Here is a 25,358-nt window from a genome sequence, read left to right as displayed (position 1 = left end):
ATTAAGTTTACTTAAATCTTTACGCTATGAAATATTCTCTTTGGACATTTGCTGTACTTGCAGCATTTTCTATTAGTTCGTGCCAAGCTCCAAATTCAGTTAAACTAGATGAAGCGGGCATCATTCCAATTCCCACTTTGATTTCCCCATCGTCAGGAGCTTTTGAATTAGAGTCTACTTCTTCTATTCAATTAATTGGTGAAGGAAATGATTTGTCTCGTGTTGGAAATTTTTTAGCCGATAAGTTACGTCCTGCTACTGGTTTCGAAATTCCAGTTTCGAATGAAAATGGTGATTTGATTTTGGAATTGGTAAGCGGGGCTGCTTCTGAGAAATACAGTATAAATATCAGCAGTGATCAAGTGAAAATCGCTTCAACTTCTGCAGCTGGCCTGTATTATGGAATGCAAACGCTGATTAAAGCATTACCAGTCGAGATTGAAAATACTTCAAAAGTAGATGCGGAGTGGATGATTGGAAATGGTGTCATTGAGGACCAACCCGAGTTTTCTTATAGAGGAGCAATGCTTGATGTAGCTAGGCATTTTATAAGCATAGAAGATGTGAAGCATTACATCGATCAGATGGGAAGCTTGAAATTAAACTACTTGCATCTTCATTTATCCGATGACCAAGGGTGGAGAATTGAAATCAAATCTTGGCCGAAATTAACTGAAATTGGAGGGAAGACTGAAGTTGGAGGGACTGAGGGTGGCTTTTTCACACAGGAGGATTACAAAGAGATAATCCAATATGCAGCAGATAGATTTATTACCGTAGTGCCTGAAATTGACATGCCCGGTCACACAAATGCTGCTCTGGCTGCCTATGCTGAGCTAAACCCAGGAGTGAATTTGCCAGACGGAGATTTTGCCACGATGACAGAGGGTAAAATTGATTTTGATATCCTTGATAAGAACCCTCAACCAGCCGAGCTTTATACTGGAATTGAAGTGGGGTTCAGCACATTTGCGACGAATAAAGAGATCACTTACACTTTTGTAGAAGATGTGATTAAGGAGCTTGTAGCACTTACACCAGGCCCGTACATTCATATTGGAGGAGATGAGTCTCATGTTACTGAGAAGGACGATTACATCTACTTCGTGGAGCGAGTTCAGGAAATTGTTACCAAATATGGTAAGACTAGCATAGGCTGGGATGAAATAGCTACTGCTAAATTGGCTCCTGGAACTGTAGCTCAGTTTTGGGCTTTGGAAGAAAATGCCAAGTTGGCGAAAGAACAAGGAAATCAAATTCTGATGTCACCAGCTAAAAGAGCTTATTTAGATATGCAGTATGATTCTACATCTAGGCTTGGACTACATTGGGCTGCCTATATCGAGCTAGATGATTCGTATAATTGGGATCCAGCTACCTATGCAGATGGCATAAATAAATCTGACATCCTTGGAGTAGAAGCTCCACTATGGACCGAAACGATTACTAATCGTTCCGAAATCGAATATATGGCCTTTCCAAGATTGGCAGCTTTAGCTGAAGTAGCATGGTCAAGTAATGAAAGGAGAAATTGGGATGATTTCAAAAAGAGAGTCGCTTTGCAAGGTAAACGTTGGGATATCAATGGAATAGAATTCTATCGGTCTCCAAAAGTCGATTGGTAATTATAATCAGTGAATTTTAAAACCCGGCTTCTGTCGGGTTTTTGTTTGCATAGCCGTCTATATTCTTTGATTTTCATTAAAATGAACCTAATATGGATGTTAATTTTAAAATCATACAGTCAATCAATTCGATTGCTTTAACTAGAATATTTTAATGGGCGATTACATTATATCCTTCGCAGATTGGATTTGGGGTACTCCAATGCTTGTCATTTTAATGGGGGGTGGACTGCTACTACTGGTGCATTCTGGATTTGTTCCTTTTCGAAAGATTGGACATGCTATAGGTTTGCTTAGAGGAAAATATGATGATAGTTTAATGCCTGGACAGATATCCTCTTTTCAAGCTTTGTCTTCGGCAATCGCCGCAACTGTAGGACTGGGGAATATTAGTGGTGTTGCCATTGCAATTAATATGGGAGGACCGGGAGCTATTTTTTGGATGTGGGTATCAGCATTTGTGGGAATGGCTACCAAGTTTTACACCTGTAGCCTTGCCATCATGTATCGTGGTAAAGATTCTGAGGGGCAAATACAAGGAGGTCCCATGTATGTAATTGAAGAGGGGATGGGTAAAAAATGGAAATTCCTTTCTGTGATTTTTTGTACAGCAGGAGTCTTAGGCTTGCTCGCTATTTTCCAAGCTAATCAATTAACAGCAGTACTAAGAACGGTAATTTTGGAGCCGGCAGGCTTAGATGAAGGAGATAAAACGCGTTGGATCATAGGAATTACCATGATGGTACTAGTCGCGATTGTTATTCTAGGAGGTATCAAGAGAATCGCTGGAGTAGCCTCTAAGATGGTTCCTTTTATGGTTGGTCTTTATTTTGTGACAGTGATCATTATTGTTTTCAAATACATCGGTGATGTGCCTGAAATGCTTTTGAGAATAGTTACTGATGCATTTACCGGCGAGGCAATGGCGGGTGGTGCAGTAGGAGCGGTAATAGTCATTGGTGCCCGTAGAGCAGCATTTTCAAACGAAGCTGGGATAGGAACTGCACCTATGGTCCATGGCGCTTCTAAAAATAACGAACCTATTCGTGAGGGTTTGATAGCAATGTTAGGTCCATTTATAGATACGATTGTAGTTTGTACGCTTACGGCCTTGGTGATTATGCTCACAGGCGTTTGGGAATCCACCGAAAAAGACGGTGTCAGACTTACGTTGGCTGCATTTGATTTGGCTATCCCTCAGTATGGTAGATATCTATTGATGATCGCCGTTTTAGTTTTTGCATTATCTACTATGTTTACCTATTCATACTATGGACATAAGTGCTTTGGTTATTTATTTGGAGCCAAAAAAGCAGATTATTACAATTACTTCTATTTGATTACAATTGTAGCAGGTGCCGTAGCATCGCTCGATGTAGTGATAAGTTTGGTGGATGGAATGTATGCGATTATGGCTGTACCTACGATGATTTCGACAATTTACCTTGCTCCAAAAGTGCGGATTGCGATGAAGGATTATTTTGTAAGAATGAAAAAAGCCTAAGCTATGAATGTCTTGATTTCTCCAAATGCATTTAAAGGCACTATGACTGCCCGGGAAGCTGGAGAAATTATAAGAGAATACATTAAAGCTGAATTTCCTGATGTCGCTACTACTTTACTTCCTATTGCAGATGGAGGTGACGGGACTTGTGAGCTGTTAACAGAAATACTCCGGTTGGAGAAAAAGTCAGTATTGGCCCTAGATTCTATCGGTAGACCTATTCCTAGTTCTTACGGGTGGGATGAAACTTTAAAAAAAGCTTATATAGACGTTTCTACGGCTTCAGGTATTGCTTCACTGAAACAGGATGAGCTAGATCCATTTGTGTCTTCAAGTTTTGGTACTGGGCTACTGGTAGGTCATGCAATAGAACTTGGAGCTAAGGAGATAATTTTAGGTTTGGGTGGCAGTGCTACTGTTGATCTAGGAGTTGGGATATTGGCCGCATTAGGAATTGTGTTTTTGGATGATAGCGGAAGAGAAATAACTAAGTATTCTCCTCAATTTCTTTCCAAAATCGAGCATATCCAAAAATCGATAAACATTCCAAAAGTTAAATTCACCTGTCTTTGTGATGTGAAAAACACCTTTTTTGGGGATAGAGGAGCTATTCCTGTATTTGGACCTCAGAAGGGAATCTTGCCTAATCAGATTGAATCCTATGAGTCAGTTTGTAAGTCTACGGTTAAGCTGCTTTTTAAAAAACAAAGAAAAGTTTTCGCGGATAAGCCGGGCTTTGGTGCAGCAGGTGGAATTGCGCTGGGCTTGTCGTCTTTTTTCGAAACTGAAATTAACTTTGGCTCAACATACTTTTTTGAAAAAGTAGATTTAGAATCTAAAGTGCAATCTGCAGATGTCATAATAACCGGGGAAGGCAAGTATGATGATCAATCTGATGAGGGTAAAGCATGCTTCGAATTAATGCAGCTAGCACATCAAAAAGATAGAAAAATTGCCTTGATTACGTCAGGAAAAGAATCTGGAACCAAAAAATTCGATCTAGTACTTACTTTGCCTGATTTAGATTTTTCCAAGATAGATTATAGAAAAAGGTCCAGAGAAAACCTGAGAGCTGTACTCAAAAAGGAATTTACCCTGAACTTTTAATTAAGACAGATTAAACCCGATGACGATCGGCTTTCCAATTTTTAATGCTTTTCTTAATCTCCTTAGGCGCTGTTTTCTCTTTAATAGTTTTGTCTATCAATGCTAGTATTTCATCATCTCCTGCAAATCTCAATGCAATAACTTGGGCAGAAGTAAGCTGCCGCTCCTTTTCATAAAACGATGTGCCAGTTAGGTGGTAGTAGTGCTGTCGCATTTCTAATCTGATGATTCTATTCTGATTTTTTAAAGCATAGATTCGCGGCAGATAAGAAATAAAAAAAATAATAAGCCCTAATAAAAGGAAATACATGCTTTCAGCTGCTGACTGAGAGTTACCGAAATCTATTCTGCCAATTGTCCATCCCACGAACAAAAGAGTTAATGGCAAAATCACAAAGTGATGTAAGGGGTAATATTTTGCGTGGTTCTGGAAATTCTGAGTATCTGACATGATTTAGGGCATAAAAAAAGGAGGCTAGAGCCTCCTTTAAAGTAAGATATAAGATATTAATGATCAGCTTTTTTCTTCTTAGTGAAGGTGCTTCTCGTATCAACTGCAGTGATACCGGCCCCAATACCGATTAATACACATACAATCACTAGGAAAGTTTGAGCCCCTCCAGCAAGTGGAGAAGTGAATACGTCTAATAGTATCATGATCAATTTTTTGAATTTCTAAAGATGCCCGAAGATAAATTCTTATCTACAAATAACCAAGTTAATCGAATTGATCATCATCGAAATCTTCTTCTTCCTCGTCGTCTTCGTCGAAATCCACGATACTATCATCGTCAAATTTACTTTCTTCGTCTAGATCATATTCGTCTTCGAAGTCATTACCGAAATCATCATCATCATTGAAGTTGTCGTCATCTTCGAAATCGTCGTCAAAATCCTCCATAGTAGTTTAGATAGGGGTTTTTAATAGTTGAACGTCACGAATTAAAGTAAAAAATCATTTCGCACCACACAGTTGGTATTTTTTTTTCAAACTTTTTTTAAGCTTGTTTTATTTGAATAGTTAATTAATTCACATAACCTTAGTACAAATTAATTCTAAGATGTACAAGGTGCTAAATGCTGCCGCTGCTAAGTGATTTTTTTTAAAATCGGATTTAGAACTTGAAAGGAGATGTAAAAAAAAGACCCAAGTTATTGGGTCAGTTGAAAATAGATTTGATATACTTTTTAATCAGTGGTTTTGACAAGTAATCTTTAACGACACTATACCTGCTTGCCTTATTTATGTCGCGTTCATCTACAGAACTACTCAAAATGTATATTTGTGCCTCGTTTTTATCGGAATTAAACGAATCTAAGAAATCCCAGCCAGTCATTTCAGGCATATTGAGATCTAAAAAAAGATAGTTAGCTTTTATGGAGTAAATTTCTTGCAGAGCCGCTCGGGCGCTTTGATATTTATAAAATTGACATGGCTCTTTCACATTTCGCGAAATGAGTTTTTCAGTAACAAAGGTACTGATCGGATCATCATCTATTAGGACAATTGTTAGCATTAAGTGCAAAAATTCGTGGCTGAAATACAATATAGCTAGTACAAAAGTAGTAGTTAATTGTACTTTTACAAATATTTTGCCAAATAAGACGCGAAAAGAATTTATAATTTCTTGTGAAATAGTATTTGGATTAAGGTAAGTGCCTCCTAATCTATTTTTCGAACAAACTCAAATCAATCCAATTCCTTCACTAGTAGAGTCCTATGTTTGAATTCTTATTCAGCATCCTTTAGTTCATAAAGAAAATATTCAACAATCTTATCGGTTGTTTTTAGTACTTTCTTACTTTTTGTTTTTAGGCTACTGACTTCAGTCACGCCAGTTAAAGTCATCAAGAGTTTATCTTCTTTTTGGTCGATAAAATCTACAATTACCTGAACTAGCTCATAGTTGCTAGTCGTTGGACTATTGTTTCGGTTGTTAAAATAGGGGTCATATGGATTATAAATCCATGGTCCTAATACTCTTGACCCCCAGTATGGATAATAATTATTGCTTGAATAGGTATCTCGCTTTCTCTGGTCTTCATTTGATGTATATCGAATAATTAATTCAGGTTCACTTTTATCATAAACTAGACCTTTAGCTTCTAGTGCTTCTCGGAGATGTATCTGAACCTGTTCGTCTATGAATTGAGAGGAAAAACCTCTGATCCCTACTTCCTGATTAATGATTACAAATGACTTATATGGTCTGCGAACTGGCACTTCAGTATTTTCCTTGAATATCTCTATTGAATTACATGAACTGAGAACTAAAAGGGAAAATGTTACTAGGAATAGGTTTTTTATGTGAATTGGGTTCATTGTGTTATTAGTTTATATGTATATCGGCTTTGTTACCAGTAAATAGATAAAAGCGACTTAATAGATGGTATACTCTAGCTTTGAGGCCGCTTCGGTCTTCGGTCATCCCCGCCTGTAGTTCGGGCAGGGGTCTTTCAGCCAACCAAGCAAAGAATCTAAGGTGACTGGCATCATTTCGGATAATCATATTCTTTTATTTTAAAAACGGGGGAGGAATTAGAAAGTTAGCTTTTACTAGTTAACGAAAATCTTGGAGTTAATATTTAAGTATTCTTGCATGCCTTTACTATCAAATGCTAATTTTGGCGAAAGTTTAAGATATGAGTAGACCTGATTTTGATGATATTTTTATGGAGCTGGCAGTCAATTTGGCTAAACGTTCTCATTGTATAAAGAAGCATGTGGGAGCGGTGCTCACAAAAGATACGCGTATAATTTCGATAGGATATAATGGCCCACCTGCTGGCACACATAATTGTGATGTGGAATTTCCGGAAGTTGGATGTGCAAGAGATAGTAAGGGAAGTTGCTCCTTAGCCCTTCATGCTGAGCAAAATGCGATTTTGTACGCAGTAAAAAATAATACTTCTGTAGAAGGGTCCACGCTGTTTGTCACCTTGTCGCCTTGTCTTGCTTGCTCTAGGATTATTTTTTCAATGGGAATATCTAGAGTAATTTACCTATTTTCCTATGCAGAGTACAAAGGAATAGGTTCTGACGAAGGGGTTGATTTCTTGAGAAAATTTGGAGTTCAAGTAGATAAATACGAGAAGACTCTTGAAGTAAATGACCAGTTGGTCTAAAGGAAATTTACTTCGGGATGGATGTTTATTTTGAATTTTTCGAAAACTGATTGCTGAATTTTTTCTGAAAGATTTTTTATCTCATTTCCATCCCCATCTCCATAATTCACTAAAACCAATGGTTGTTTACCATGAACTCCAATTTCTCCAAACCGCTGTCCTTTCCAGCCACATTGCTCGATTAGCCAAGCTGCTGGAACTTTTATCCCTTCTTCATTAGGGTAGCCAGGAATTATTGGGTACTCATCTTTTAAGTCCTGGAAATGCACAGCTGAAATAGTCGGGTTTTTGAAAAAGGAACCAGAATTTCCAATTTCCTTTGGATCAGGTAATTTGGATTGACGAATTTCTATCACAGCATCAGAGATAGCTTTAATACTTAACTCTTTGATGCCGTTGGATTCCAAAGTTTCTTGGATAGCGCCATATTCTGTATGGAAAATTGGCTCTTTTTGGAGTCTAAATACAACGGAACAAATCACGTATTTTCCTTTCAGTTCATGCTTGAAAATACTTTCTCTATACCCAAATTGGCACTGCTCAGCATTGAACTCTTCAATCTCCAACGTTCCTCTGTTCAAGGCCTTCAGACTTGAGAATACATCTTTGATTTCCACACCGTAAGCACCGATGTTTTGCATGGGTGAAGCGCCGACAGTCCCAGGAATTAAGGATAAATTTTCTATTCCCGCCCAACCATTTTCAATTGCTATCAGTACAAACTCATGCCAGTTGACACCAGCACCTGCTTCGATCAAATAAAACTTCTCTTCTTCTAAAGCAGTATTTATACCCTCGATTTCAATTTTGATTACTAGCTTTTCCTGGTTTTTTGTAAGAAGGATATTGCTTCCTCCGCCTAATATCAAAGGTTTGATATTCTGAGATTTAGCCCATTTTAATGCTTCCTTTAATTGGTTTATTGATTTTACGGCAACAAAAAAACGAGCTGTTTTATCAATTCCAAAGGTGTTAAATGGCTTAAGGGAGATGTTTTCTAGTATATTCATATGCGGAGACTGCCTTGCGAAATAAGCAAGATTTTGTTCGAATACGAAATGAAATCACCCAATTGAATTTTATTGCATTCAATCGTCCATGTGGAAGTTCTCTCGGTAGCTATCAAGATGGACGTTGAAAATCAACTAATATATAGATGAAGGAATTAGTCATAAATGGTGTACGGATCAGACCCGGCCAGTCGATGAATATAGAAATTGCGATAGCTAAACTTCCAACTCACACGCTAATTGATCTCCCAATATTTATCCGATCTTCAAAAGAGGACGGCCCTGTGGTATTAATCAGCGGTGGAGTTCATGGAGATGAAATAAATGGAGTTGTAACAGCTAAGAGGTTACTGGAAGAAGTAGATGAGGGTCTTGAGCTGCTAAAAGGAACCTTGATTTTTATTCCTCTGGTGAATATTTACGGTTTCTTGTCCAACAGCAGAACTTTTCCTGATGGAAGGGATCTAAACCGTAGCTTCCCTGGCAGCAAAAAAGGATCTTTAGCAGGAAGTATTGCTTATATCTTAAGCAGTGAAATCATACCTCAGATTGATTTTGGAATAGACTTTCATACGGGTGGGCGAATGCTTACCAATTTCCCTCAAGTACGAGTAGACTATAAGGATAAAGTGGCGGTGGAACTCGCTAAGGCTTTTGGAACTCATTATGTGGTGAACTCAAAGTATATAGAGAAATCCTTTAGAAAAGAGGCCTTTAAAGCTAGGAAGCATATTCTGGTATTTGAAGGCGGAGAGTCTATGAGGTTGGATGAATACGGTATAGAAGAAGGCGTGAACGGTACTAAGCGGATGTTGGTAAGTTTAGGTATGCTAGCAGATGCTCCAGCCGCGCAAGAAAGTATTTTCTTGAAAGAAAGTAGCTGGGTTAGAGCCAAGGCTTCTGGGATTTTTAACTCTAGCGTGAAAGTAGGTGAGTCAGTAAAGAAAGGCCAAATCTTGGCACGAATTTCGGATCCGTATGGTCATGTGAAAATCCCTGTAAAGGCTCCTACAAATGGTCACATAATTGGAATGAATAACATGCCAGTCATTAATGCTGGAGATGCTTTGGTCCATATTGGCAAGGAATAGTACTCCTAAACTTTTATCTTGAAGCTTAGTTATCAAATGTATATGAACTTATCAGAAACTTTCCATCGTGTAAGAAACCACTCCCTTCACCTATGTAAGAATTTGATCACCGAGGACTTTAGCCTGCAGGCTTCGGAAGAAGTAAGCCCTCCTAAATGGCACTTAGCCCACACAACTTGGTTTTTTGAACAGTTTATTTTGGTACCAAATGACCCCAGTTACGAGGTAAAACATCCCCAGTTTAACTTCCTGTTCAATTCGTATTACAATTCCCTTGGTGCAAGAACAGCACGAAATCAGCGTGGTTTAATGTCTCGTCCTTCTGTGGATGAGGTGAAAACTTACCGAGCCTACGTGGATGCAGCTATGCTCAACTTGATAGAAAAGAAAGATCCTAAGATTAATGAGTTGGTAACGCTAGGATTGAACCATGAGCAGCAACATCAGGAATTGTTAATTACAGATTTGAAATACAGTCTTTGGTTTAATCCGCTGAATCCAAGGGTGATGGATATTCAGGAATACAAGGTTGAATCCAAGTCAAAATGGGTGAATGTAAATGCTGGAGTTTATCAAATCGGCTATAAAGGCAAAGATTTCTGCTACGATAATGAGCTCAATCCTCACAAAGTATATATCAATGATTTTGCCGTTTCAACTACTTTGGTCACTAATCAAGAATATTTGGAATTTATTGAGGCTGGAGGTTATGCGAATCCAACATACTGGCATGATGAAGGATGGGCTTGGGCCAAAGAGCTTGAAATAAAAGCTCCTCTATATTGGGAGCAGCAAGACGGAGCCTGGTTTTATTTCACGTTGGATGGGTTAAAACCAATTATTCTTGATGCTGCTGTCGCTCATGTGAACTTCTACGAAGCCTCTGCTTTTGCATCTTGGAAAGGAATGAGATTGCCAACTGAATTTGAATGGGAAGTGGCCCAAAATCAATTTGAATGGGGAAAACGGTGGGAGTGGACAAACTCGGCTTATTTGCCTTATCCGGGTTTTGAAGTCGCTCCTGGAGCAATAGGAGAGTACAATGGGAAATTTATGATAAATCAAATGGTTTTGCGCGGTGCTTCAGTAGCGACTTCTGAAGGCCATTCAAGACCTACCTATAGAAACTTTTTTCACCCTAAATACAGATGGCAATTTATGGGCATTCGCCTGGCCAAATCACTTTAATTTATGAATGCAAAAAATACCGATTTCGGGACTTTCGCCCAAGACGTAATGCTCGGTCTAAATTCAACTCCGAAAACTTTACCATCAAAATATTTCTATGACGCTAAAGGAGATAAGCTGTTTCAGCAAATCATGGCCTTGCCTGAATATTACCTTACCAGAAAAGAATATGAAGTACTGGAGGGTCAACACAAGCAGATCCTCGCACCAATTCTTGCCTTAGAAAAACCTTTTAATTTGGTAGAACTAGGGGCTGGCGATGGGATGAAAACAAAAATCCTACTGAGATACCTTGCGCAATTGAATGTGGAATTCACTTATTATCCAGTTGATTTCTCCGGCTCAGTATTGGAAGAATTAGAGGAAAGTTTGTCGTCGGAATTTCCATCTATGAAAGTTCATCCAATTCAGGATACTTATAGAGATTCTCTGAAGAAACAAGTTTGGGAAGATGGAAAGCCAAATCTGATTTTATTTTTGGGAGCAAATATTGGGAATTTTGGAGTCGATGAAGCCAAGAATATCATTGATCACCTACGGGTCGGAACAAAAAAAGGAGACCTTGTATTGATTGGTTTCGACCTGAAAAAAGACCCACAAATTATTCTGAATGCCTACCACGATGAGCATGGAGTGACACGTGAGTTCAACATGAATTTACTTGATAGAATTAACCGTGAGCTGGACGCAGACTTTGACAGAGAGTCATTTATCCATTGGCCTACTTATGATCCGGTAAGCGGGGAATGCAGAAGCTATTTGGTTTCCCAAAAATCACAGGAAGTTACTATTGGAGCACTAAATCAAACCTTCGAATTTGAAGCATTTGAGTCGATTTTCACAGAAATTTCCAAAAAGTACAGCTTGTCAGAAATCAGCCATTTAGCATCACTAGGAGGTTTCGAAGTGAAGCAGAACTTTATGGATTCCGAAGGTTATTTTTCGGATGTGTTGTGGGAAAAGCAATAAAAAAAGCACCGATTTCTCAGTGCTTTCTTTAGTTGTTATTTTGACGTTTAGCTGAAATAACGCTTCAATCCCTCCAGTCTTTCTACCAATTCACCTTCCACTCTTCTGTAGTCTGATACATTCGACAAAGGCGCATTAACTGAAAAGTAATACTTGATTTTTGGTTCGGTTCCTGATGGTCTGGCAGAGATCTTACTTCCGTCTGCGAGATAGAACTGCATCACGTTGGATTTATCCATATCGAGTTTCTCAGTTTTACCGGATTTCACATCTTTAACCGTACTTTCTTTCACATCAACGATTTTAGCAACTGCAATTCCATTCATTTCGGCAGGTGGGTGATGACGGAAATCAGTCATCAAAGCCTGGATTTGCTCTGCCCCATCTTTTCCTTTTTTGGTCACGGAAATCAGCGATTCCTTATAAAATCCAAATTGATTGTAAATCTCCGCAAGCACATCAAAAACGGTCTTGCCCTGAGTCTTATAATATGCGATTACTTCAGCCACCATGGCGCAGGCACTGACCCCATCTTTATCACGGACAAAGTCACCTACCAAATATCCGTATGACTCTTCACCACCGCCAATGAACGTTTCTTTGCCCTCGAGATCTTTGATAATGGCTGCGATATTTTTAAATCCAGTCAAGACTGAGAAGCATTTCACTCCAAAACCTTCGCAAATTCTATCTATTAGTTCAGTGGTTACAATCGTGTTTACCATGAATTGCTTTCCATCAAGTTTCCCCGCCTTTTTCCATTGACTCAAAAGATAATAAGTAAGCAACGCCCCAGTTTGGTTTCCATTCAATAATTCAAATTCACCAGAAGCATTCGGAACGGCAGCTGCATAGCGATCACCATCCGGATCACAAGCAAGTACCAATTCAGCTCCAACTTCTTTTCCTAGCTTCAACGAGAGCGTCAAAGCCTCCGCTTCTTCTGGATTTGGATAAATTACAGTGGGGAATGTTCCATCAGGTTCAGCTTGTTCTTTTACGATGTTCACATTGTTGAATCCAAAAGCATTTAATGCTGCTGGAACCATTTTGCCGGAGGCTCCATGAATAGGAGAGAAAACAATCGGCATATCTTTTTGCGCAGCGATAGCCTCAGGAGACAAGCTCAAACCTTTGACAAGCTTCATGTAGATCTCATCAAAATCCTCTTCTATATATTGAAAGAGAGCATCATTCTTTTCCCAGTTTACATCATCAAAGGAAGTGATTTTCTTAACCTCATCGATAATGTTTTTATCATGCGGAGCCACTACCTGCGCACCATCATCCCAATAAGCTTTGTAGCCATTGTATTCCTTCGGATTGTGAGAAGCAGTGATCATCACGCCACTTTTGCAGTCGAAATGTCTCACGGCAAAAGATAGCATTGGAGTAGGACGCATTTCTTTAAAATAAAGCACATGAATACCATTGGCAGTGAGCACATTCGCCGTGGTCATGGCGAAAAGCGTATTGTTAATTCTACTGTCGTGAGTGATTGCTACTCGTATTGTTTCTCCTGGAAAACATTTCAACAGGTAATTAGCAAGGCCTTGAGTAGCCATACCAATCGTGTAAACGTTCATTCTATTCGTTCCAACGCCCATTAAACCTCTAAGTCCACCAGTACCAAACTCGAGATCTTGGTAAAATGAATCTGTTAACTCAGTTGGGTTTTTGTCAATAAGGGTACGGATTTGGGCTTTCGAATCTTCGTCGATATTGCCACTAAGCCAATAATCTGCTTTGGCTAGGATGCTAGGGTCTATGGTAGTCATATTTTAAAAATTGTTTAAGTTCTAAGATATAGAAAATCATAAAAAATGCCACCTGTTAAATCGTTAGGTATTGAAGATGTGCATTTTAATTTTTAGAATGAATATGATTTTAATAGCTGCATGCATTCTATTTCTATTTTTTTTAGCAAATAGATTCATTTACTTTTAGACCGATTACAATCTCAAAGGAAAATAAAATGAAGCATAGTGGTGGCCGATTGATTGGCTTATTTGGTCTGTATTTTATCACATTAATCTATACAAATGCACAAACAGACCAGAATGTCCAACCTGTTTTTGAACCTGTATCATTAAGCACTCCTGTCTACATACAACCTTTTGATCTCAATGAATCCTTTGATGGCATAATTCAGCTCATCACTCAAGATCCACAGTCTGATTTAAATGGATATGAACTGAAATGGTCAATTGAAAAAATTGATGCATGGAATGGCACACAAACGCTTTTTACAAATCGAAAAGCCGTTGGCAAAAACGATATAGGCCTCCGCAACGAGGTTGCTCTGGACCTTCCAGCTAATTGGACAGCAGGGGATTTGCTTAATTTATCTTTGTTAGATACTAACGCTGTGGTTTTGTATTCTATTTCTGAGCCTATTCGAAAACCAAAAGAAGGAAATCAAAGCTATTTTAAGCAACGATCAGTTCTAGATAATCAAAGGATTCGTGTGCGGGAATCTACTCTTGATTTTCAGGTAGTAGTAGGGGAGACCTTGTATATTTTTGGTAAAGAATATGGGAACCTTCAGCTGGTAAAGATTGGAATGAGATTTATCAATTTCAGCCAAAATATTGAGGTCGGTCATTTTTCATCGGCTGTTCAAAAATTAACTTGGAAGCGCCTAAAGGATGGTGCAATTCAGATAAAATCAACTTATCAGGCTAATTCTAACGTCCTTACCTGGACAGTTTTCCCTAATGGAGAATTGAAAATGGAAATTTCCTCTTTAGAATCAATTGCAGATTTGGAGGGAATAGAATTTTCCTTTCCTGCTGAAAAAGTAGAGAAAACACAATGGATTGGTGAGGGGTCGCATGAGTTGAGTGAAGTCGGTACTTTTGGACTTTGGAGAACTAATCCTGAGGAACTATTAGCAGAATCAACAATTGACTCACGGTTAAAAGTAGCGTTAGGAATACACGCTTTATTGCTAGATACTGATGAAGGTTCTATTGAAGTAAGAAGTGAAACACCAAATATTTTTTTAAGACTCGACCGGGTTGAAGAAAAATTTGATACTATGGAGAATGGCTCACTGTTAGATTCAGCTTCAGCGATAAATTTTCACTTTAATATTCAAAATGAGTATTCGCAGTATTACTCCTTATCTGAGACAAGAGCTCCTATTGATGTAAAAACTTCTGAAGAAACTCCTCCTCATATGGTATTGTTGATGAGGTTCAATTGAACTGGCATTTTGATAAAACGAAGTTGAAAAAATTGCGATACTTCAGAGATTTTAGCTTCTATTTTACACTTTTTTGACCGAAAGAAATCAGTCTATTGGTCTGGAAGAATTCCCTCATACTAAGTATCCTTTTTCATATCATCCTCGAGATCATCCTCCTCACCTACGGGTAATGGGTCTTTTGGGTCCGGAATGAAATCACCTTTGAGTACTACTTCTTTTTTTTTTATCCTAGAATAATGCTTTTTAGGAATTATGCCATAACCATATCTAATGGAAAATACTTTGGTAAACTCTGCTCCATAAAAGAAGATTAAACACGAATAGGAAACCCAAAGTAATACCAAAATAACTGATCCTGCGGCTCCGTAGGTAGATCCAGGCTCGGCTGCACCAAAATATATTCCCAATAGAAATTTAGAAATTGAAAACAGGAATGAGGTCAATAAGGCACCAATCCAAACAGATTTCCACTTGATTTTAGCATCAGGTAAATACTTGAATATTAGTGCAAATAGAAGAGTAACAACCCCATAGGATATGGCGAAATCTACTACAAAAGCAAATACAACGACAAAGTCCGGTAATATGCTTTTGATAAAATCACTGAAGAATGATAGTAAGGCTGTTAATACAAAACTTATTAGAAGTAAAAACCCTAGCACTAATACAAATCCAAAACTTACTGCCCGTTCGACTAAAGTATAATACCATTTAACATCATCCGTCTGCTTCAGGCCCCAAATTGAATTGATAGAAATTTTCAGGTGAAAGAAAACCCCTGAAGCACCAAAAATAAGAATTCCGATTCCTATAATCGATGCCACTATAGACTTGCCGCTTGTCTGAGTTTCTTCTATCATAGACCTCAGAAACTCTGCAGTCTCAGGTCCTAATGCGGAAGATAACTCATTGGTTAATTGACCTGTTACGATATCCACTCCCCAAATTGCACCTACCGTATTGATTACAATAACCAATAATGCAGGCATAGAAAGTACTGCATAATAGGCGATTACAGCACTTAGTCGCCAAGGATCAGCATTATTCCATTGCTTGAAACTTTCCAGCATTAAACTGGGGATATGTGTTATTTTAAAACGCGAGGGCGTAATTTTTGTCATTGTTTTTTCAGTTTCCATAAGCCCTTTACTTATTTGTTAGAGCCATTCTGTGGAGAAATTGAGAGTCCAGATAGTTGTTTATTCAGCTGTGTCCCACCTTTGATTCCAAAGTCCAACGTACGGATTGGGAATGGAATCGTAATGCCATTTTTATCAAATGCTTTTTTGAGCGTGACAATAGCCTCATTCCTAACTGGTATAAAATCCTTATTGTTATCATTAAAGGCACACCAGATGTTCAATGTGAAATTAATTGAGCTATCACCGAACCCAGTCCAAAAAAGTGTTGGCTCCTCTGACTTAAGACGAGTGGTAACATTCATAGCAGCTTCTAACGCTATTTTCTCTACTTGCTCCAGATCTTCACCATAGCTCACTCCACATTCGATTTGAACTCTTCGTTTGTCAAATTCAGTAAAATTGGTAAAGCATTCTTGGAATAAATACCTATTTGGTACATATACGATTGGACCGTTGTAGGTCCTTACTTTCGTGACTCGTAGGTTGATATCTATTACTTCGCCTTCATGTCCATCGTGTGTCCGAATTATATCGCCGATCTTGTAAGGCTGATTAAAAGTGATATAGACACCTGAAATGAAATTGGCTGCAGTATCCTGAAATGCGAAACCTAAAGCCAAACCAATGATACCCAATCCAGCTAAAATAGATGAAACAGTTTTGGATAAATCCATAGCTGATAAAGCTAACATGATTCCTAGTACAAGTACTCCGATGTATATAAGTTGCCCAAGAAATCTGGAAATAGTTTCATTTGTGCCAATTCTCTGGATATAGGTAGTTGATAATCTCTTAATTGATTTTGCAATAAAAATTGTAAAGACTAGGAGAATTATGGCTAGGACAAAATTCGGTAGGTTACTAATCAGAATATCTAGCCATCCATTTAATTTTTCTAAAAGTTTATTGAATATTTTTTCGGTATCGTATCCTAGAATTTCTGCTATCCTCATATTTTACTTCTTTTTTTCTATGTAGGTCAAAAAAACATGCCAAGAAGAAGATTTGAGGGCATAGCTGGGGTTTGAGGAGAGATTTGGAGGTTGTAAAGATGGATTAGGTCTTAGGAGTTCACTTAATTGCCTTCTAGAGAACTGAAGTAAGGCTAATCTTTTTTCTTTAGAAAAAAGGCTCCTTTAGGTTTAGTTGAACTTCATCTCGCAGTTTGGGAAAATAAAACCCAAATTTGAGATGATCCTAAAGTTTCATTGTTCAAGAATAGTATTAAAATGCAAGGATAACTTTTTGGCTTTTTGGATAAGAAAGTTTCTGAAATGCTTTTCTAACTCACTTTTCAATGGGATTTGCCAGTATTTCTGATTAACCGACACCTAGCCTTCTGATATTCAACAGACCTTTCTTTTGACTTAGGTTACTTGGTTTGATTTGTTCTACTTCAATAACCACCACATTTCTTTCCCCAGCTATCAATAATCCCGAACCCGAATCCGGAGGCCTAGCGAAGTCGAGGCAATTTTGATCTATGGGCATCATTGTGGATAATCATATTGTTTTTAAAATATTATACCTTTTCCAACAGAATTAAAACAAAAAAAGGCCGGTTTAAAGAAACCGACCTTGCCTTGATTTTATAAATTTCCTCTTAATCCTTGTTCTCGTTCTATGGCTTCGAAGAGTGCTTTGAAATTTCCTTTTCCAAAGGATTTTGCTCCTTTTCGCTGGATAATCTCAAAGAAAAGTGTTGGTCTATCCTGTACAGGTTTGGTGAAAATCTGAAGTAAATATCCCTCATCATCTCTATCCACCAGGATATTCAGATCTTTCAAAGGCTGCAGATCTTCATCTATTTTGCCCACACGATCCAGTAAATCATCGTAGTAGGAGGAAGGGACCTCCAGAAATTCTACTCCTCTTTTTCGCAATTCTGTCACGGTATGAATGATGTCATCCGTCGCAATCGCCATGTGCTGTACACCCGGGCCGCGATAGAAATCAAGGTATTCTTCGATCTGAGATTTCTTTTTGCCAGCGGCAGGTTCATTGATTGGGAATTTGACGTAGCCGTTGCCATTGGACACTACCTTGGACATCAAGGCAGAGTATTCCGTAGAGATATCCTCGTCGTCAAACGTGATCAGCAGTTTGAACCCCATGACATTCTCATAGAATTCCACCCAACGATTCATTTCACCTAGTTCTACATTTCCTACGCAGTGATCTATGTATTTCAGGCCAATTGATTGAGGAGTATATGCACTTGATCTAGGTTGATACCCTGGTAGGAAAATGCCCGTATAGTTAGTTCTATCCACAAAAGTATGGATGGTTTCTCCATAAGTTTTGATTGAAGATACCACTACATGGCCATATTCATCACTAATCTTTTTGGGTTCGGAAGCTGATTTTGCGCCTCTTTTGGTGGTCTCCTTCCAAGATTGTGCTGCATCATCCACCCATAGGGCTAGCACTTTCACTCCATCGCCATGTTTTTTTATGTGCTCAGCGATTTCACCCTCTGGATGAAGAGGTGAGGTAAGTACCAGTCTGATTTTATCCTGTTTGAGGACATAGGACGCTCTATCTTTAATACCCGTTTCCGGGCCAGCATAGGCAATCAACTCATATCCAAATGCATACTGATAGTATAATGCAGATTGTTTGGCGTTGCCTACATACAGTTCTACATAATCGGTGCCTTTTAAAGGCAAGAAGTCTTGACTCATGGTTAGTTATTATTTGGGTTATGCTCTTCTTTCAAAGTTATAAAATATCCCAAAGAATATTTGGTCAAACCTGTCTTTATTCCTGAGGGTTCTTATTAACGAAGACAGAAACTAACGCCATTATCAAAAATGCCAATGCCCAAGAACCCAGCGAGCTACTAGTAGCAAGCCAGATTAACACTAAATAATAGGCGGGAGCTAGCGCAAAACCTATCAAAAACTTCCATGTTGATGAGAATACTGGGTCTTTTACTCCTGGCTTTTTCAAAAGCCAAAGCCAGTATAAAGGAAAATTAAAAATCTTCATCAATTTATTCGTGAACCCTGATGCTGGCTTCACTGGTTTTGGTACCTGACCAGTTTTCAAAAATACTTCTACATCTTCTCTGGAACTTAAATCAACTTGATTCTCGATCAGGCTTTGTAATTGAGCTTCATATTCTTCATCAGGAATCTCAACAACAAGATTTTTCAAAGCTAGTTGAACAGACTTGGTCAACAAACCTGATTTCGCCGCCGGCATGTCTACAGGAATCACTTTTCCAATTGTCATTCTAGCGATACTTCCTGATCGCTTATGTGCACTATAATCCAATGCAACTGGCAAAATTACAGGTGTTACCTCAGGATATTTTTCTTTCAATCCAAAAGCAATTCTGGTAAATCCCTTGCTCAATGGACGGAGATTTCTGATGAGGCTATGACTGCCTTCGGCAAAAATAATTACTGTTCCATTTCTCCGAAGTACCTCATAGGTTTGGTCAAAAGTCCCTTGATTTTGCTGTATAGTTGAAAATCCATCACGAACCCGGTAAACAGGTAACATGTGGATGAAATTGAGCAATTTGGCGACAAAGGATTTTTTAAAGACTGACGCACGAGTCAAAAAAGAAGGCTTAAGACCAGTGTGAGTAGCTAAAAGGAGCGGGTCAATCAATGCATTTTGGTGGTTTGCAACGAGTAGGATGGGAGTGTTTTTTGGAATGTTTTCTTTTCCTTCGATGACTATTTTATTGAAGTATCCCTTCAAAGAAATCATTACCAGGGTGCGAAGGAATTCATTAATTAAATATTGCATTGATTATTCAGCGTTTCACAGCCTGTTTTATTCAGCTTTTTGATTTCCAAAGACTTGCGATGGTCATACCTGATATTAGATGCCAGATGCCCCACCAAGCCGTAATAATAGCCATTCCGCCAAGGCCATCAAAATATGTAAATATCAAAACTAGTCCTAAACCTGAATTTTGAATACCAGTTTCTATAGTCATCGTTTTTACATCTGGCAGAGGTAACTTGAATAATTTGCCTGTAAAAAAGCCTGATCCTAAGGCAACAATATTATGAGCCAGCACCCAAAGGAAAATCTGGGAAATGTACTTGGTGAAGAGATCGAAATTTCCTGCAAATGCAATGACCACAAAGGCTGCAAAAATCAGAATGCTGATGGGCTTAAGAATTTTGGACGCTTTCTCTGCAAAATTAGAAGCGTATTTGTGAGTGATAATTCCTAAAATTAACGGGACACCCAGGATCAAGGCTACTGTGATGAAAGTATCGGAATAGTCTAAGCTGATTTCCTTTAGTAATAGCTTGGTGGGAGCATAAAAACTTGCCCACAACGCGAAATTCAAAGGCGTGCTGATGATAGAAAGCATGCTGGAAAAGCCAGTCAAACTTACTGAAAGAGCAGTGTTTCCTTTAGCAAGGCTGGAAAGGAAGTTGGAGACATTCCCCCCAGGGCAGGCTGCCACTAGGAACATTCCTAAAGCAACTGAAGGCGGAGGGTTCATGATCAGGACTAGGCACCAGGTGAGAAATGGCAAGAGAATAAATTGTGAGAATACGCCCAAAAAGAATCCCTTTGGGTTTTTTGCTAAGTATTTAAAATCCTCAAATCTCAGGTCCAACGCTACTCCATACATTATGAGGGCAAGTGCCAGATTAAGCAGCAGTAAATCACTGGGTGAAAAATTCAGCTGGATCGAGTCCAGTTCGCTTGATGTGTTCATTTAACAGGAAAAGTGGGCTTGGGATTTATTATTCTAATATCACCGTAAATAGTGATAAATTAAATTATCACCATAACTATTGATAGAGAAAAGCAATCGTTTGCACAAGTAATTCAGGTGTACAAATAATTACTATTGATTGCTAGAAAGAGAATGTTTAGATTAAAAATTCATAGCTGAAATACTGTATTCTGTTGGAATTAAGGAATAATCAGTAAGAATTCTAAGAAAAAACAATAACCCTATAACCATAACTTAAAATGGAAAAACGAAGAGAGTTCATTAAGAAAAGTCTCTTGGGCACTGCCGGCATAGCCATGGCTGGAATGAGTATGAGTGCCAAGTCCTATGCTTCTATCATTGGAGCAAATGAGCGAATCAACATCGCCGTGGTCGGAATCCGCGGACAAGGAAGCAATCACATCAACCAGTGGTGCGCATTAAAAGACAACCGAAATGTAAGGCTGAAGACTCTTTGTGATGCTGACGAACAATATTTCTCAGAGAAATCGAAGGTTGTCATAGACAAAACAGGCATTACTCCGACGACAGAATGGGATCTAAGGAAGGTCTTAGAAGATAAGGAATTAGATGCCCTTTCTATGGCTATTCCTAATCACTGGCATGCGCTGGCTACCATATGGGCTTGCCAAGCTGGAAAACATGTTTACATAGAAAAGCCCGCCAGTCACAATGTCTGGGAAGGTAGAAAAATGGTAGAGGCTGCCCGCAAATATGATAGCAGAGTGCAGGTAGGTTTCCAAAACAGATCAATTGCCAATGTGATGGAAGCGATGGAATTCCTCCACGGAGGAGGAATAGGAGATGTATATATGGCTCGGGGAACTTGCTTCAAGCCACGGGATTCTTTTGGTAAAGTGCCAGATAGTGCTCCTCCAGCATCCTTACACTATGATTATTGGAGAGGTCCGGCAGAGATGATTCCATACAATGAAAAGAAAGTACACTACAACTGGCATTGGCACTGGGCCACTGGAAATGGCGATACCGGAAACCAAGGACCGCATCAATTTGATGTAGCTCGCTGGGGGATGAATAAGAATGAGCACCCAGTTTCAGTTTATTCCGCAGGAGGAATATATGGGATAGATCCAAACGAATGCTCTCAGGAAACTCCAAATACGCAAACCTCAACATTCAAATATGCAGATGGAACTATGCTCGAATTTGAAACCAGAGGAAGATATACTAATGGAGAATCTAGCTTAGACATACATATTGGAAATATTTTTTATGGCACCAAAGGATATTTAGAACTGGATGGTGGCACATGGAAAGCATTTCGTGAGAAAGAAGCAGAGCCTTTTGCCCAGTCCAAAAAAGAAGCTGCGCCAGCTCCAAGCAATCAAGTTTTGGCTGCGCCAGGTGGCGCTGAGCATTATGCCAACTTCCTCGATGCAATCAGAGCTGGGAATAACGAGACGCTACATTGTGACATAGAGGAAGGTTTTAAGTCCTCAGTTCTACCATTGATCGCCAATGTGTCTTATCTAACTGGCCGGGAATTACGATTTGACGGAGCTACTGAAAAATTTGTCAAGGATAAAGAAGCAGATAAAATGCTCACCCGCGATTATCGTGATCCTTACACTGTTCCCAGCAAGGTATAATCTCAACTTTCTACAACTATAATCCTTACAAATACATAAGAGTCAATGAGTAATTCTAGAAGAGATTTTATACAGAAAAGTGCAGCAGCAACTTTGAGCCTGGCTGCTTTGCACATTCCTTTTGATGCATTTTCCATGGCAAAATCAGGCATGAAATTCGGCTTGGTGACTTACCAATGGGGTAGGGATTGGGATTTGCCAACACTAATAGCAAACTGTGAAAAAGCTGGAGTGCTAGGAGTGGAGCTTCGTACAGAGCATGCCCACGGAGTAGAAACAAGCTTGACTTCAGCCGAGCGCGCAGATGTCAAAAAGCGGTTTGAAGATAGTAAAGTGACTTGTTTGGGATACGGAAGCAATTTCGAATACCATAGTCCTGATCCGGCAGTGGTTCGCAAAAACATCGAGGGTACCAAGGAGTACATCAAACTTTGCAAAGACATTGGAGCTACTGGAATTAAGGTAAAGCCGAATAATCTTCCTGCTGATGTTCCTCAGGAAAAAACAATTGCTCAGATCGCTAACTCCTTCAATGAAGTTGGGAAATTTGCAGCTGAACATGGACAGCTAGTTCGAGTAGAAGTTCATGGAAATTTGACACAAGAGCTTCCGAATATGAAAGCAATCTTTAATCAGGTAACAGAACCTGCAGTGAAGATTTGCTGGAATTGCAATGCCGAGGATCTTCTTCCCCCTGGTCTTGAAGCCAATTTCAATTCAGTCAAAAAGTGGTTTGGGGACACCGTTCATGTTCGGGAGTTCAACGAAGGAGATTATCCCTATCCTGAGCTTTTCAAACTATTCAACGACATCAAGTACGATGGATGGATCCTATTGGAAGCCCGTACTGAGCCAGCTGATAGAGTAGCTGCTCTGCAAGAACAACTGGCATTATTCAACAAATTAAAAAAATCAAAATGATCAGATAAATTGCTTTTATATGCTCATAAATTATAGTCTAAAACTTTAAATCAAGAATTTACAAACGATGTGCAAGCAAAATAAACTCTTTAAATACTCTGCTGTAATTGCCTTATCAGCACTCTCTTTTTCATGTGGCGGTGCCGAGGAAAAAGCCGAAGAATCAGACTCCGAACCAATGGAAGACAGAATACAACTGGTTCAAGATGAAGTAGCTAAGAAAGTAGATGTCATCATTGATGGGAAGTTTTTTACTTCTTATATGTATCCAGATTCTCTGGAAAAGCCGGTTTTGTATCCAATCAATACAGCAAACGGTACCGCTATCACCAGAGGCTGGCCAATCACTCCAAGACCAGGAGAACGAGTGGATCATCCACACCACTTAGGCTTATGGTTTAATTATGGGGATGTGAATGGATTAGATTTCTGGAATAATTCTGCTGCGATCACTGACAAAACTAAGTATGGTCATATTGTTCATAAGTCTATCAATTCAGTTAAAAGCGGAAATGAAGAAGGCGTTTTGGAAGTGAGCTTGGATTGGATGAATGATAAAGGCGAAGTTCTATTGACAGAGAATACCACATTTATTTTCAGAGGTAAGGACGATCAGAGAACCATTGATCGTATTGCTACTTTGACCGCTCCAAACGGGGAAGTAAGACTAACTGATAACAAAGAAGGTATGCTTGGTCTTCGTACCGCTAGACAACTAGAGCATCCATCCAATAAGCCAGAGATTTTTACCGATGCTTCCGGAAAAGCTACCGATGTCCCTACTATGAATAATGAAGGGATCACGGGCATGTACCTTAGCAGCGAAGGCATCACAGGTGATGACGTATGGGGCACCCGTGGCGATTGGGTAAGCTTAAGCGGTAAGATCGGAGATGAAAATATTTCTGTTGCTATATTAGATTATCCATCTAATCCAGGGTATCCAACTTACTGGCATGCAAGAGGATATGGTTTGTTTGCCGCCAATCCATTAGGCCAAAAAGCTTTAAGTGACGGCAAGGATGAACTGAACTTCAAACTAGCTCAAGGAGAATCCGCTACTTTCAAATATAGAATCATCATCTATTCCAATGAGAACGTAATGGATGGGCAAGTCAACCGAGACTACATCGAATGGGCTAAGTAATTAGACCAGTTCTTTTCAAAAAATAGGCTGATCCATAATTTGGGTCAGCCTTTCTTTATATAAGGAAACTCTTTTGATCTAGTCTAATATTGTGATTTCATAGCTTTTAGAGTCACTTTGATGAGGTTCCAATTTTAAGATCCCATCTTTCTCTTCGAATTTTTGGTTGGAGTTGATGCTATCTCCTATGCCTAGCCAAGGTTCAATACAAACAAAAGGAGCACCGGGTTTCGCCCAGATTCCTAGGTAGTTGAAATCGTCGAATTTCACAGATAGTATTGGTCCACTGCTTTTGTGGCTGAGGCTAACTTTTCGAGATTTGAGATTTTTGAAAATCAAGGCATCCTTATCGAATAGATTCTTGTTCAGTGGAAGTGTGGCTGTGTTATTCAGCACTAACTTTTGATCCAGTCCTATTAATCCGTTTTCTTCCACTACCCAAGTTGAATCTGTTTCATATTGCTCAAATTCTAAAAAATAGTCTTCATATTCTTCTTCATCCTTCAGAGGACAGTTAAAAGCAGGGTGTGCACCGATGGAGTAAAACATGGCCTTATCTCCCAGATTTGATATGATATGTTCAACTTTTAGAGTCTTGTTTTCTAGTGTGAAAAGTATGTCTAATTGGAATTTGAAAGGATATAGCAGCATCGTTTCTTCATCCCAAGAAAAACGAAATCTAAGTGATGAATCCGTTTTTTCAACTAATTTAGGTTTGTTCGAATTGCGGACTAATCCATGCTTAGGCATTTCATATTTTTGACCACTGATAAACGTAAATTCATTTTTTAATGCTCCAATAATTGGAAAAAGAACTGGTGCTTGGCCATTCCAGATGTTTGGATCTCCTTGCCAAAGATATTCTAGACCTGAAGCTTTATTTTTAATAGAGCTAAGCTCCATACCTATTTCATTTACCTCTATCGATAATTCCGAGGATACTAATTTGTGGCGCATAAAATGAAATAACACTGTGCGATTTAGTTTTCC

Annotated in this window: 24 protein-coding genes; 11 read left to right on the top strand and 13 right to left on the bottom strand. The window is 38.9% G+C overall.

Annotated elements, in window-relative coordinates; genetic code table 11:
* Window positions 1–26: 26 nt before the first annotated feature.
* From LV83_RS03955 to LV83_RS03945, 3 genes are all read left to right on the top strand, one after another.
* Entirely contained in the window at window positions 27–1,625 is a 1,599-nt protein-coding gene (locus tag LV83_RS03955; protein WP_111610238.1) for a beta-N-acetylhexosaminidase, read from the top strand.
* Between the two features lie 154 nt (window positions 1,626–1,779).
* Complete coding sequence (locus tag LV83_RS03950; protein ID WP_111610237.1) at window positions 1,780–3,129, top strand: alanine/glycine:cation symporter family protein; 1,350 nt, start codon at window positions 1,780–1,782, stop codon at window positions 3,127–3,129.
* Window positions 3,130–3,132: 3 nt separating this feature from the next.
* Entirely contained in the window at window positions 3,133–4,236 is a 1,104-nt protein-coding gene (locus LV83_RS03945; RefSeq protein ID WP_111610236.1) for a glycerate kinase, read from the top strand.
* Between the two features lie 10 nt (window positions 4,237–4,246).
* Here LV83_RS03945 and LV83_RS03940 read toward each other — a convergent pair whose 3' ends face one another.
* The 5 genes from LV83_RS03940 to LV83_RS03925 all read right to left on the bottom strand — a co-directional run bounded on the left by LV83_RS03940 (window position 4,247) and on the right by LV83_RS03925 (window position 6,559).
* Window positions 4,247–4,687 (bottom strand): DUF6526 family protein, encoded by a 441-nt coding sequence (locus tag LV83_RS03940; protein WP_111610235.1) that lies wholly within the window; start codon window positions 4,685–4,687, stop codon window positions 4,247–4,249.
* 56 nt (window positions 4,688–4,743) lie between these two features.
* Window positions 4,744–4,893 carry a hypothetical protein gene (locus LV83_RS21355; protein ID WP_158530500.1) on the bottom strand — a complete coding sequence of 50 codons (150 nt, stop codon included), beginning with the start codon at window positions 4,891–4,893 and terminating at the stop codon, window positions 4,744–4,746.
* A 61-nt stretch (window positions 4,894–4,954) separates the two neighbouring features.
* Window positions 4,955–5,137, bottom strand: a complete 183-nt coding sequence (locus LV83_RS03935) for a hypothetical protein (RefSeq protein WP_111610234.1) — start codon at window positions 5,135–5,137, stop codon at window positions 4,955–4,957.
* A gap of 259 nt (window positions 5,138–5,396) precedes the next feature.
* On the bottom strand, window positions 5,397–5,753 hold the full coding sequence (locus LV83_RS03930; RefSeq protein ID WP_111610233.1) for a response regulator: 357 nt from the start codon (window positions 5,751–5,753) through the stop codon (window positions 5,397–5,399).
* 215 nt (window positions 5,754–5,968) lie between these two features.
* Window positions 5,969–6,559, bottom strand: coding sequence for a DUF4136 domain-containing protein (locus LV83_RS03925; RefSeq protein ID WP_111610232.1), 591 nt, complete (start codon window positions 6,557–6,559; stop codon window positions 5,969–5,971).
* Window positions 6,560–6,879: 320 nt separating this feature from the next.
* Here LV83_RS03925 and LV83_RS03915 point away from each other — a divergent pair, with 320 nt between their 5' ends.
* Window positions 6,880–7,362 carry a deoxycytidylate deaminase gene (locus LV83_RS03915; protein ID WP_111610230.1) on the top strand — a complete coding sequence of 161 codons (483 nt, stop codon included), beginning with the start codon at window positions 6,880–6,882 and terminating at the stop codon, window positions 7,360–7,362.
* On the opposite strand, the gene murB is transcribed toward LV83_RS03915, so the two are convergent.
* Entirely contained in the window at window positions 7,359–8,372 is a 1,014-nt protein-coding gene (gene murB / locus LV83_RS03910) for a UDP-N-acetylmuramate dehydrogenase (protein WP_111610229.1), read from the bottom strand. The two genes, LV83_RS03915 and murB, sit on opposite strands and share 4 nt — an antisense overlap.
* 146 nt (window positions 8,373–8,518) lie before the next feature.
* Here murB and LV83_RS03905 point away from each other — a divergent pair, with 146 nt between their 5' ends.
* From LV83_RS03905 to LV83_RS03895, 3 genes are read left to right on the top strand one after another with little or no spacing between them, the layout of a single operon-like run.
* The gene (locus LV83_RS03905) at window positions 8,519–9,463 is read left to right on the top strand and encodes a succinylglutamate desuccinylase/aspartoacylase family protein (protein ID WP_111610228.1); all 945 of its coding nucleotides are present in this window, start codon (window positions 8,519–8,521) and stop codon (window positions 9,461–9,463) included.
* Between the two features lie 42 nt (window positions 9,464–9,505).
* Window positions 9,506–10,651 (top strand): ergothioneine biosynthesis protein EgtB, encoded by a 1,146-nt coding sequence (gene egtB / locus LV83_RS03900; protein WP_111610521.1) that lies wholly within the window; start codon window positions 9,506–9,508, stop codon window positions 10,649–10,651.
* Window positions 10,652–10,654: 3 nt separating this feature from the next.
* The gene (locus LV83_RS03895; RefSeq protein WP_111610227.1) at window positions 10,655–11,620 is read left to right on the top strand and encodes an L-histidine N(alpha)-methyltransferase; all 966 of its coding nucleotides are present in this window, start codon (window positions 10,655–10,657) and stop codon (window positions 11,618–11,620) included.
* A 47-nt stretch (window positions 11,621–11,667) separates the two neighbouring features.
* Here the strand turns inward: LV83_RS03895 and LV83_RS03890 are convergent, their stop codons facing one another.
* Entirely contained in the window at window positions 11,668–13,398 is a 1,731-nt protein-coding gene (locus LV83_RS03890) for a phospho-sugar mutase (protein ID WP_111610226.1), read from the bottom strand.
* Between the two features lie 197 nt (window positions 13,399–13,595).
* On the opposite strand from LV83_RS03890, the gene LV83_RS03885 reads away from it, so the two are divergent.
* A complete protein-coding gene (locus LV83_RS03885; protein ID WP_111610225.1) occupies window positions 13,596–14,828 on the top strand; it encodes a hypothetical protein in 1,233 nt (410 codons plus the stop codon).
* A 119-nt stretch (window positions 14,829–14,947) separates the two neighbouring features.
* On the opposite strand, the gene LV83_RS03880 is transcribed toward LV83_RS03885, so the two are convergent.
* From LV83_RS03880 to LV83_RS03860, 5 genes are all read right to left on the bottom strand, one after another.
* Window positions 14,948–15,901, bottom strand: coding sequence for a YihY/virulence factor BrkB family protein (locus LV83_RS03880; RefSeq protein WP_245946992.1), 954 nt, complete (start codon window positions 15,899–15,901; stop codon window positions 14,948–14,950).
* 80 nt (window positions 15,902–15,981) lie between these two features.
* Window positions 15,982–16,926 (bottom strand): mechanosensitive ion channel family protein, encoded by a 945-nt coding sequence (locus LV83_RS03875; RefSeq protein ID WP_111610224.1) that lies wholly within the window; start codon window positions 16,924–16,926, stop codon window positions 15,982–15,984.
* Window positions 16,927–17,562: 636 nt separating this feature from the next.
* A complete protein-coding gene (gene hppD / locus LV83_RS03870) occupies window positions 17,563–18,657 on the bottom strand; it encodes a 4-hydroxyphenylpyruvate dioxygenase (RefSeq protein ID WP_111610223.1) in 1,095 nt (364 codons plus the stop codon).
* Window positions 18,658–18,733: 76 nt separating this feature from the next.
* The gene (locus tag LV83_RS03865; protein ID WP_111610222.1) at window positions 18,734–19,735 is read right to left on the bottom strand and encodes a 1-acyl-sn-glycerol-3-phosphate acyltransferase; all 1,002 of its coding nucleotides are present in this window, start codon (window positions 19,733–19,735) and stop codon (window positions 18,734–18,736) included.
* A gap of 31 nt (window positions 19,736–19,766) precedes the next feature.
* Window positions 19,767–20,669, bottom strand: a complete 903-nt coding sequence (locus LV83_RS03860; RefSeq protein ID WP_111610221.1) for a bile acid:sodium symporter family protein — start codon at window positions 20,667–20,669, stop codon at window positions 19,767–19,769.
* A 260-nt stretch (window positions 20,670–20,929) separates the two neighbouring features.
* On the opposite strand from LV83_RS03860, the gene LV83_RS03855 reads away from it, so the two are divergent.
* The 3 genes from LV83_RS03855 (at window position 20,930) to LV83_RS03845 (ending at window position 24,368) form a co-directional block, all read left to right on the top strand.
* Complete coding sequence (locus LV83_RS03855) at window positions 20,930–22,300, top strand: Gfo/Idh/MocA family protein (protein WP_111610220.1); 1,371 nt, start codon at window positions 20,930–20,932, stop codon at window positions 22,298–22,300.
* Window positions 22,301–22,345: 45 nt separating this feature from the next.
* Window positions 22,346–23,221: a sugar phosphate isomerase/epimerase family protein gene (locus LV83_RS03850; protein WP_111610219.1), complete on the top strand. Its 876-nt coding sequence runs from the start codon at window positions 22,346–22,348 to the stop codon at window positions 23,219–23,221.
* 67 nt (window positions 23,222–23,288) lie between these two features.
* Window positions 23,289–24,368 (top strand): DUF6807 domain-containing protein, encoded by a 1,080-nt coding sequence (locus LV83_RS03845; RefSeq protein WP_245946991.1) that lies wholly within the window; start codon window positions 23,289–23,291, stop codon window positions 24,366–24,368.
* A 78-nt stretch (window positions 24,369–24,446) separates the two neighbouring features.
* Here the strand turns inward: LV83_RS03845 and LV83_RS03840 are convergent, their stop codons facing one another.
* On the bottom strand, window positions 24,447–25,325 hold the full coding sequence (locus tag LV83_RS03840) for an aldose 1-epimerase family protein (protein WP_111610218.1): 879 nt from the start codon (window positions 25,323–25,325) through the stop codon (window positions 24,447–24,449).
* Window positions 25,326–25,358 lie beyond the last annotated feature (33 nt).

It is taken from the genome of Algoriphagus yeomjeoni (assembly GCF_003259505.1).
In the GTDB taxonomy this organism is placed as follows: Bacteria; Bacteroidota; Bacteroidia; order Cytophagales; family Cyclobacteriaceae; genus Algoriphagus; species Algoriphagus yeomjeoni.
Note: the sequence above shows the minus strand (reverse complement) of the source record. Positions and strands in the feature narration are given on the sequence as shown.

What these genes read in the sequence shown, in the direction of transcription:
- LV83_RS03955 (WP_111610238.1), top strand. Translation starts at nt 27, where the DNA reads ATGAAATATTCTCTTTGGACATTTGCTGTACTTGCAGCATTTTCTATT.
- LV83_RS03950 (WP_111610237.1), top strand. Translation starts at nt 1,780, where the DNA reads ATGGGCGATTACATTATATCCTTCGCAGATTGGATTTGGGGTACTCCA.
- LV83_RS03945 (WP_111610236.1), top strand. Translation starts at nt 3,133, where the DNA reads ATGAATGTCTTGATTTCTCCAAATGCATTTAAAGGCACTATGACTGCC.
- LV83_RS03940 (WP_111610235.1), bottom strand. Translation starts at nt 4,687, where the DNA reads ATGTCAGATACTCAGAATTTCCAGAACCACGCAAAATATTACCCCTTA.
- LV83_RS21355 (WP_158530500.1), bottom strand. Translation starts at nt 4,893, where the DNA reads ATGATACTATTAGACGTATTCACTTCTCCACTTGCTGGAGGGGCTCAA.
- LV83_RS03935 (WP_111610234.1), bottom strand. Translation starts at nt 5,137, where the DNA reads ATGGAGGATTTTGACGACGATTTCGAAGATGACGACAACTTCAATGAT.
- LV83_RS03930 (WP_111610233.1), bottom strand. Translation starts at nt 5,753, where the DNA reads ATGCTAACAATTGTCCTAATAGATGATGATCCGATCAGTACCTTTGTT.
- LV83_RS03925 (WP_111610232.1), bottom strand. Translation starts at nt 6,559, where the DNA reads ATGAACCCAATTCACATAAAAAACCTATTCCTAGTAACATTTTCCCTT.
- LV83_RS03915 (WP_111610230.1), top strand. Translation starts at nt 6,880, where the DNA reads ATGAGTAGACCTGATTTTGATGATATTTTTATGGAGCTGGCAGTCAAT.
- murB (WP_111610229.1), bottom strand. Translation starts at nt 8,372, where the DNA reads ATGAATATACTAGAAAACATCTCCCTTAAGCCATTTAACACCTTTGGA.
- LV83_RS03905 (WP_111610228.1), top strand. Translation starts at nt 8,519, where the DNA reads ATGAAGGAATTAGTCATAAATGGTGTACGGATCAGACCCGGCCAGTCG.
- egtB (WP_111610521.1), top strand. Translation starts at nt 9,506, where the DNA reads ATGAACTTATCAGAAACTTTCCATCGTGTAAGAAACCACTCCCTTCAC.
- LV83_RS03895 (WP_111610227.1), top strand. Translation starts at nt 10,655, where the DNA reads ATGAATGCAAAAAATACCGATTTCGGGACTTTCGCCCAAGACGTAATG.
- LV83_RS03890 (WP_111610226.1), bottom strand. Translation starts at nt 13,398, where the DNA reads ATGACTACCATAGACCCTAGCATCCTAGCCAAAGCAGATTATTGGCTT.
- LV83_RS03885 (WP_111610225.1), top strand. Translation starts at nt 13,596, where the DNA reads ATGAAGCATAGTGGTGGCCGATTGATTGGCTTATTTGGTCTGTATTTT.
- LV83_RS03880 (WP_245946992.1), bottom strand. Translation starts at nt 15,901, where the DNA reads ATGCTGGAAAGTTTCAAGCAATGGAATAATGCTGATCCTTGGCGACTA.
- LV83_RS03875 (WP_111610224.1), bottom strand. Translation starts at nt 16,926, where the DNA reads ATGAGGATAGCAGAAATTCTAGGATACGATACCGAAAAAATATTCAAT.
- hppD (WP_111610223.1), bottom strand. Translation starts at nt 18,657, where the DNA reads ATGAGTCAAGACTTCTTGCCTTTAAAAGGCACCGATTATGTAGAACTG.
- LV83_RS03865 (WP_111610222.1), bottom strand. Translation starts at nt 19,735, where the DNA reads ATGCAATATTTAATTAATGAATTCCTTCGCACCCTGGTAATGATTTCT.
- LV83_RS03860 (WP_111610221.1), bottom strand. Translation starts at nt 20,669, where the DNA reads ATGAACACATCAAGCGAACTGGACTCGATCCAGCTGAATTTTTCACCC.
- LV83_RS03855 (WP_111610220.1), top strand. Translation starts at nt 20,930, where the DNA reads ATGGAAAAACGAAGAGAGTTCATTAAGAAAAGTCTCTTGGGCACTGCC.
- LV83_RS03850 (WP_111610219.1), top strand. Translation starts at nt 22,346, where the DNA reads ATGAGTAATTCTAGAAGAGATTTTATACAGAAAAGTGCAGCAGCAACT.
- LV83_RS03845 (WP_245946991.1), top strand. Translation starts at nt 23,289, where the DNA reads ATGTGCAAGCAAAATAAACTCTTTAAATACTCTGCTGTAATTGCCTTA.
- LV83_RS03840 (WP_111610218.1), bottom strand. Translation starts at nt 25,325, where the DNA reads ATGCGCCACAAATTAGTATCCTCGGAATTATCGATAGAGGTAAATGAA.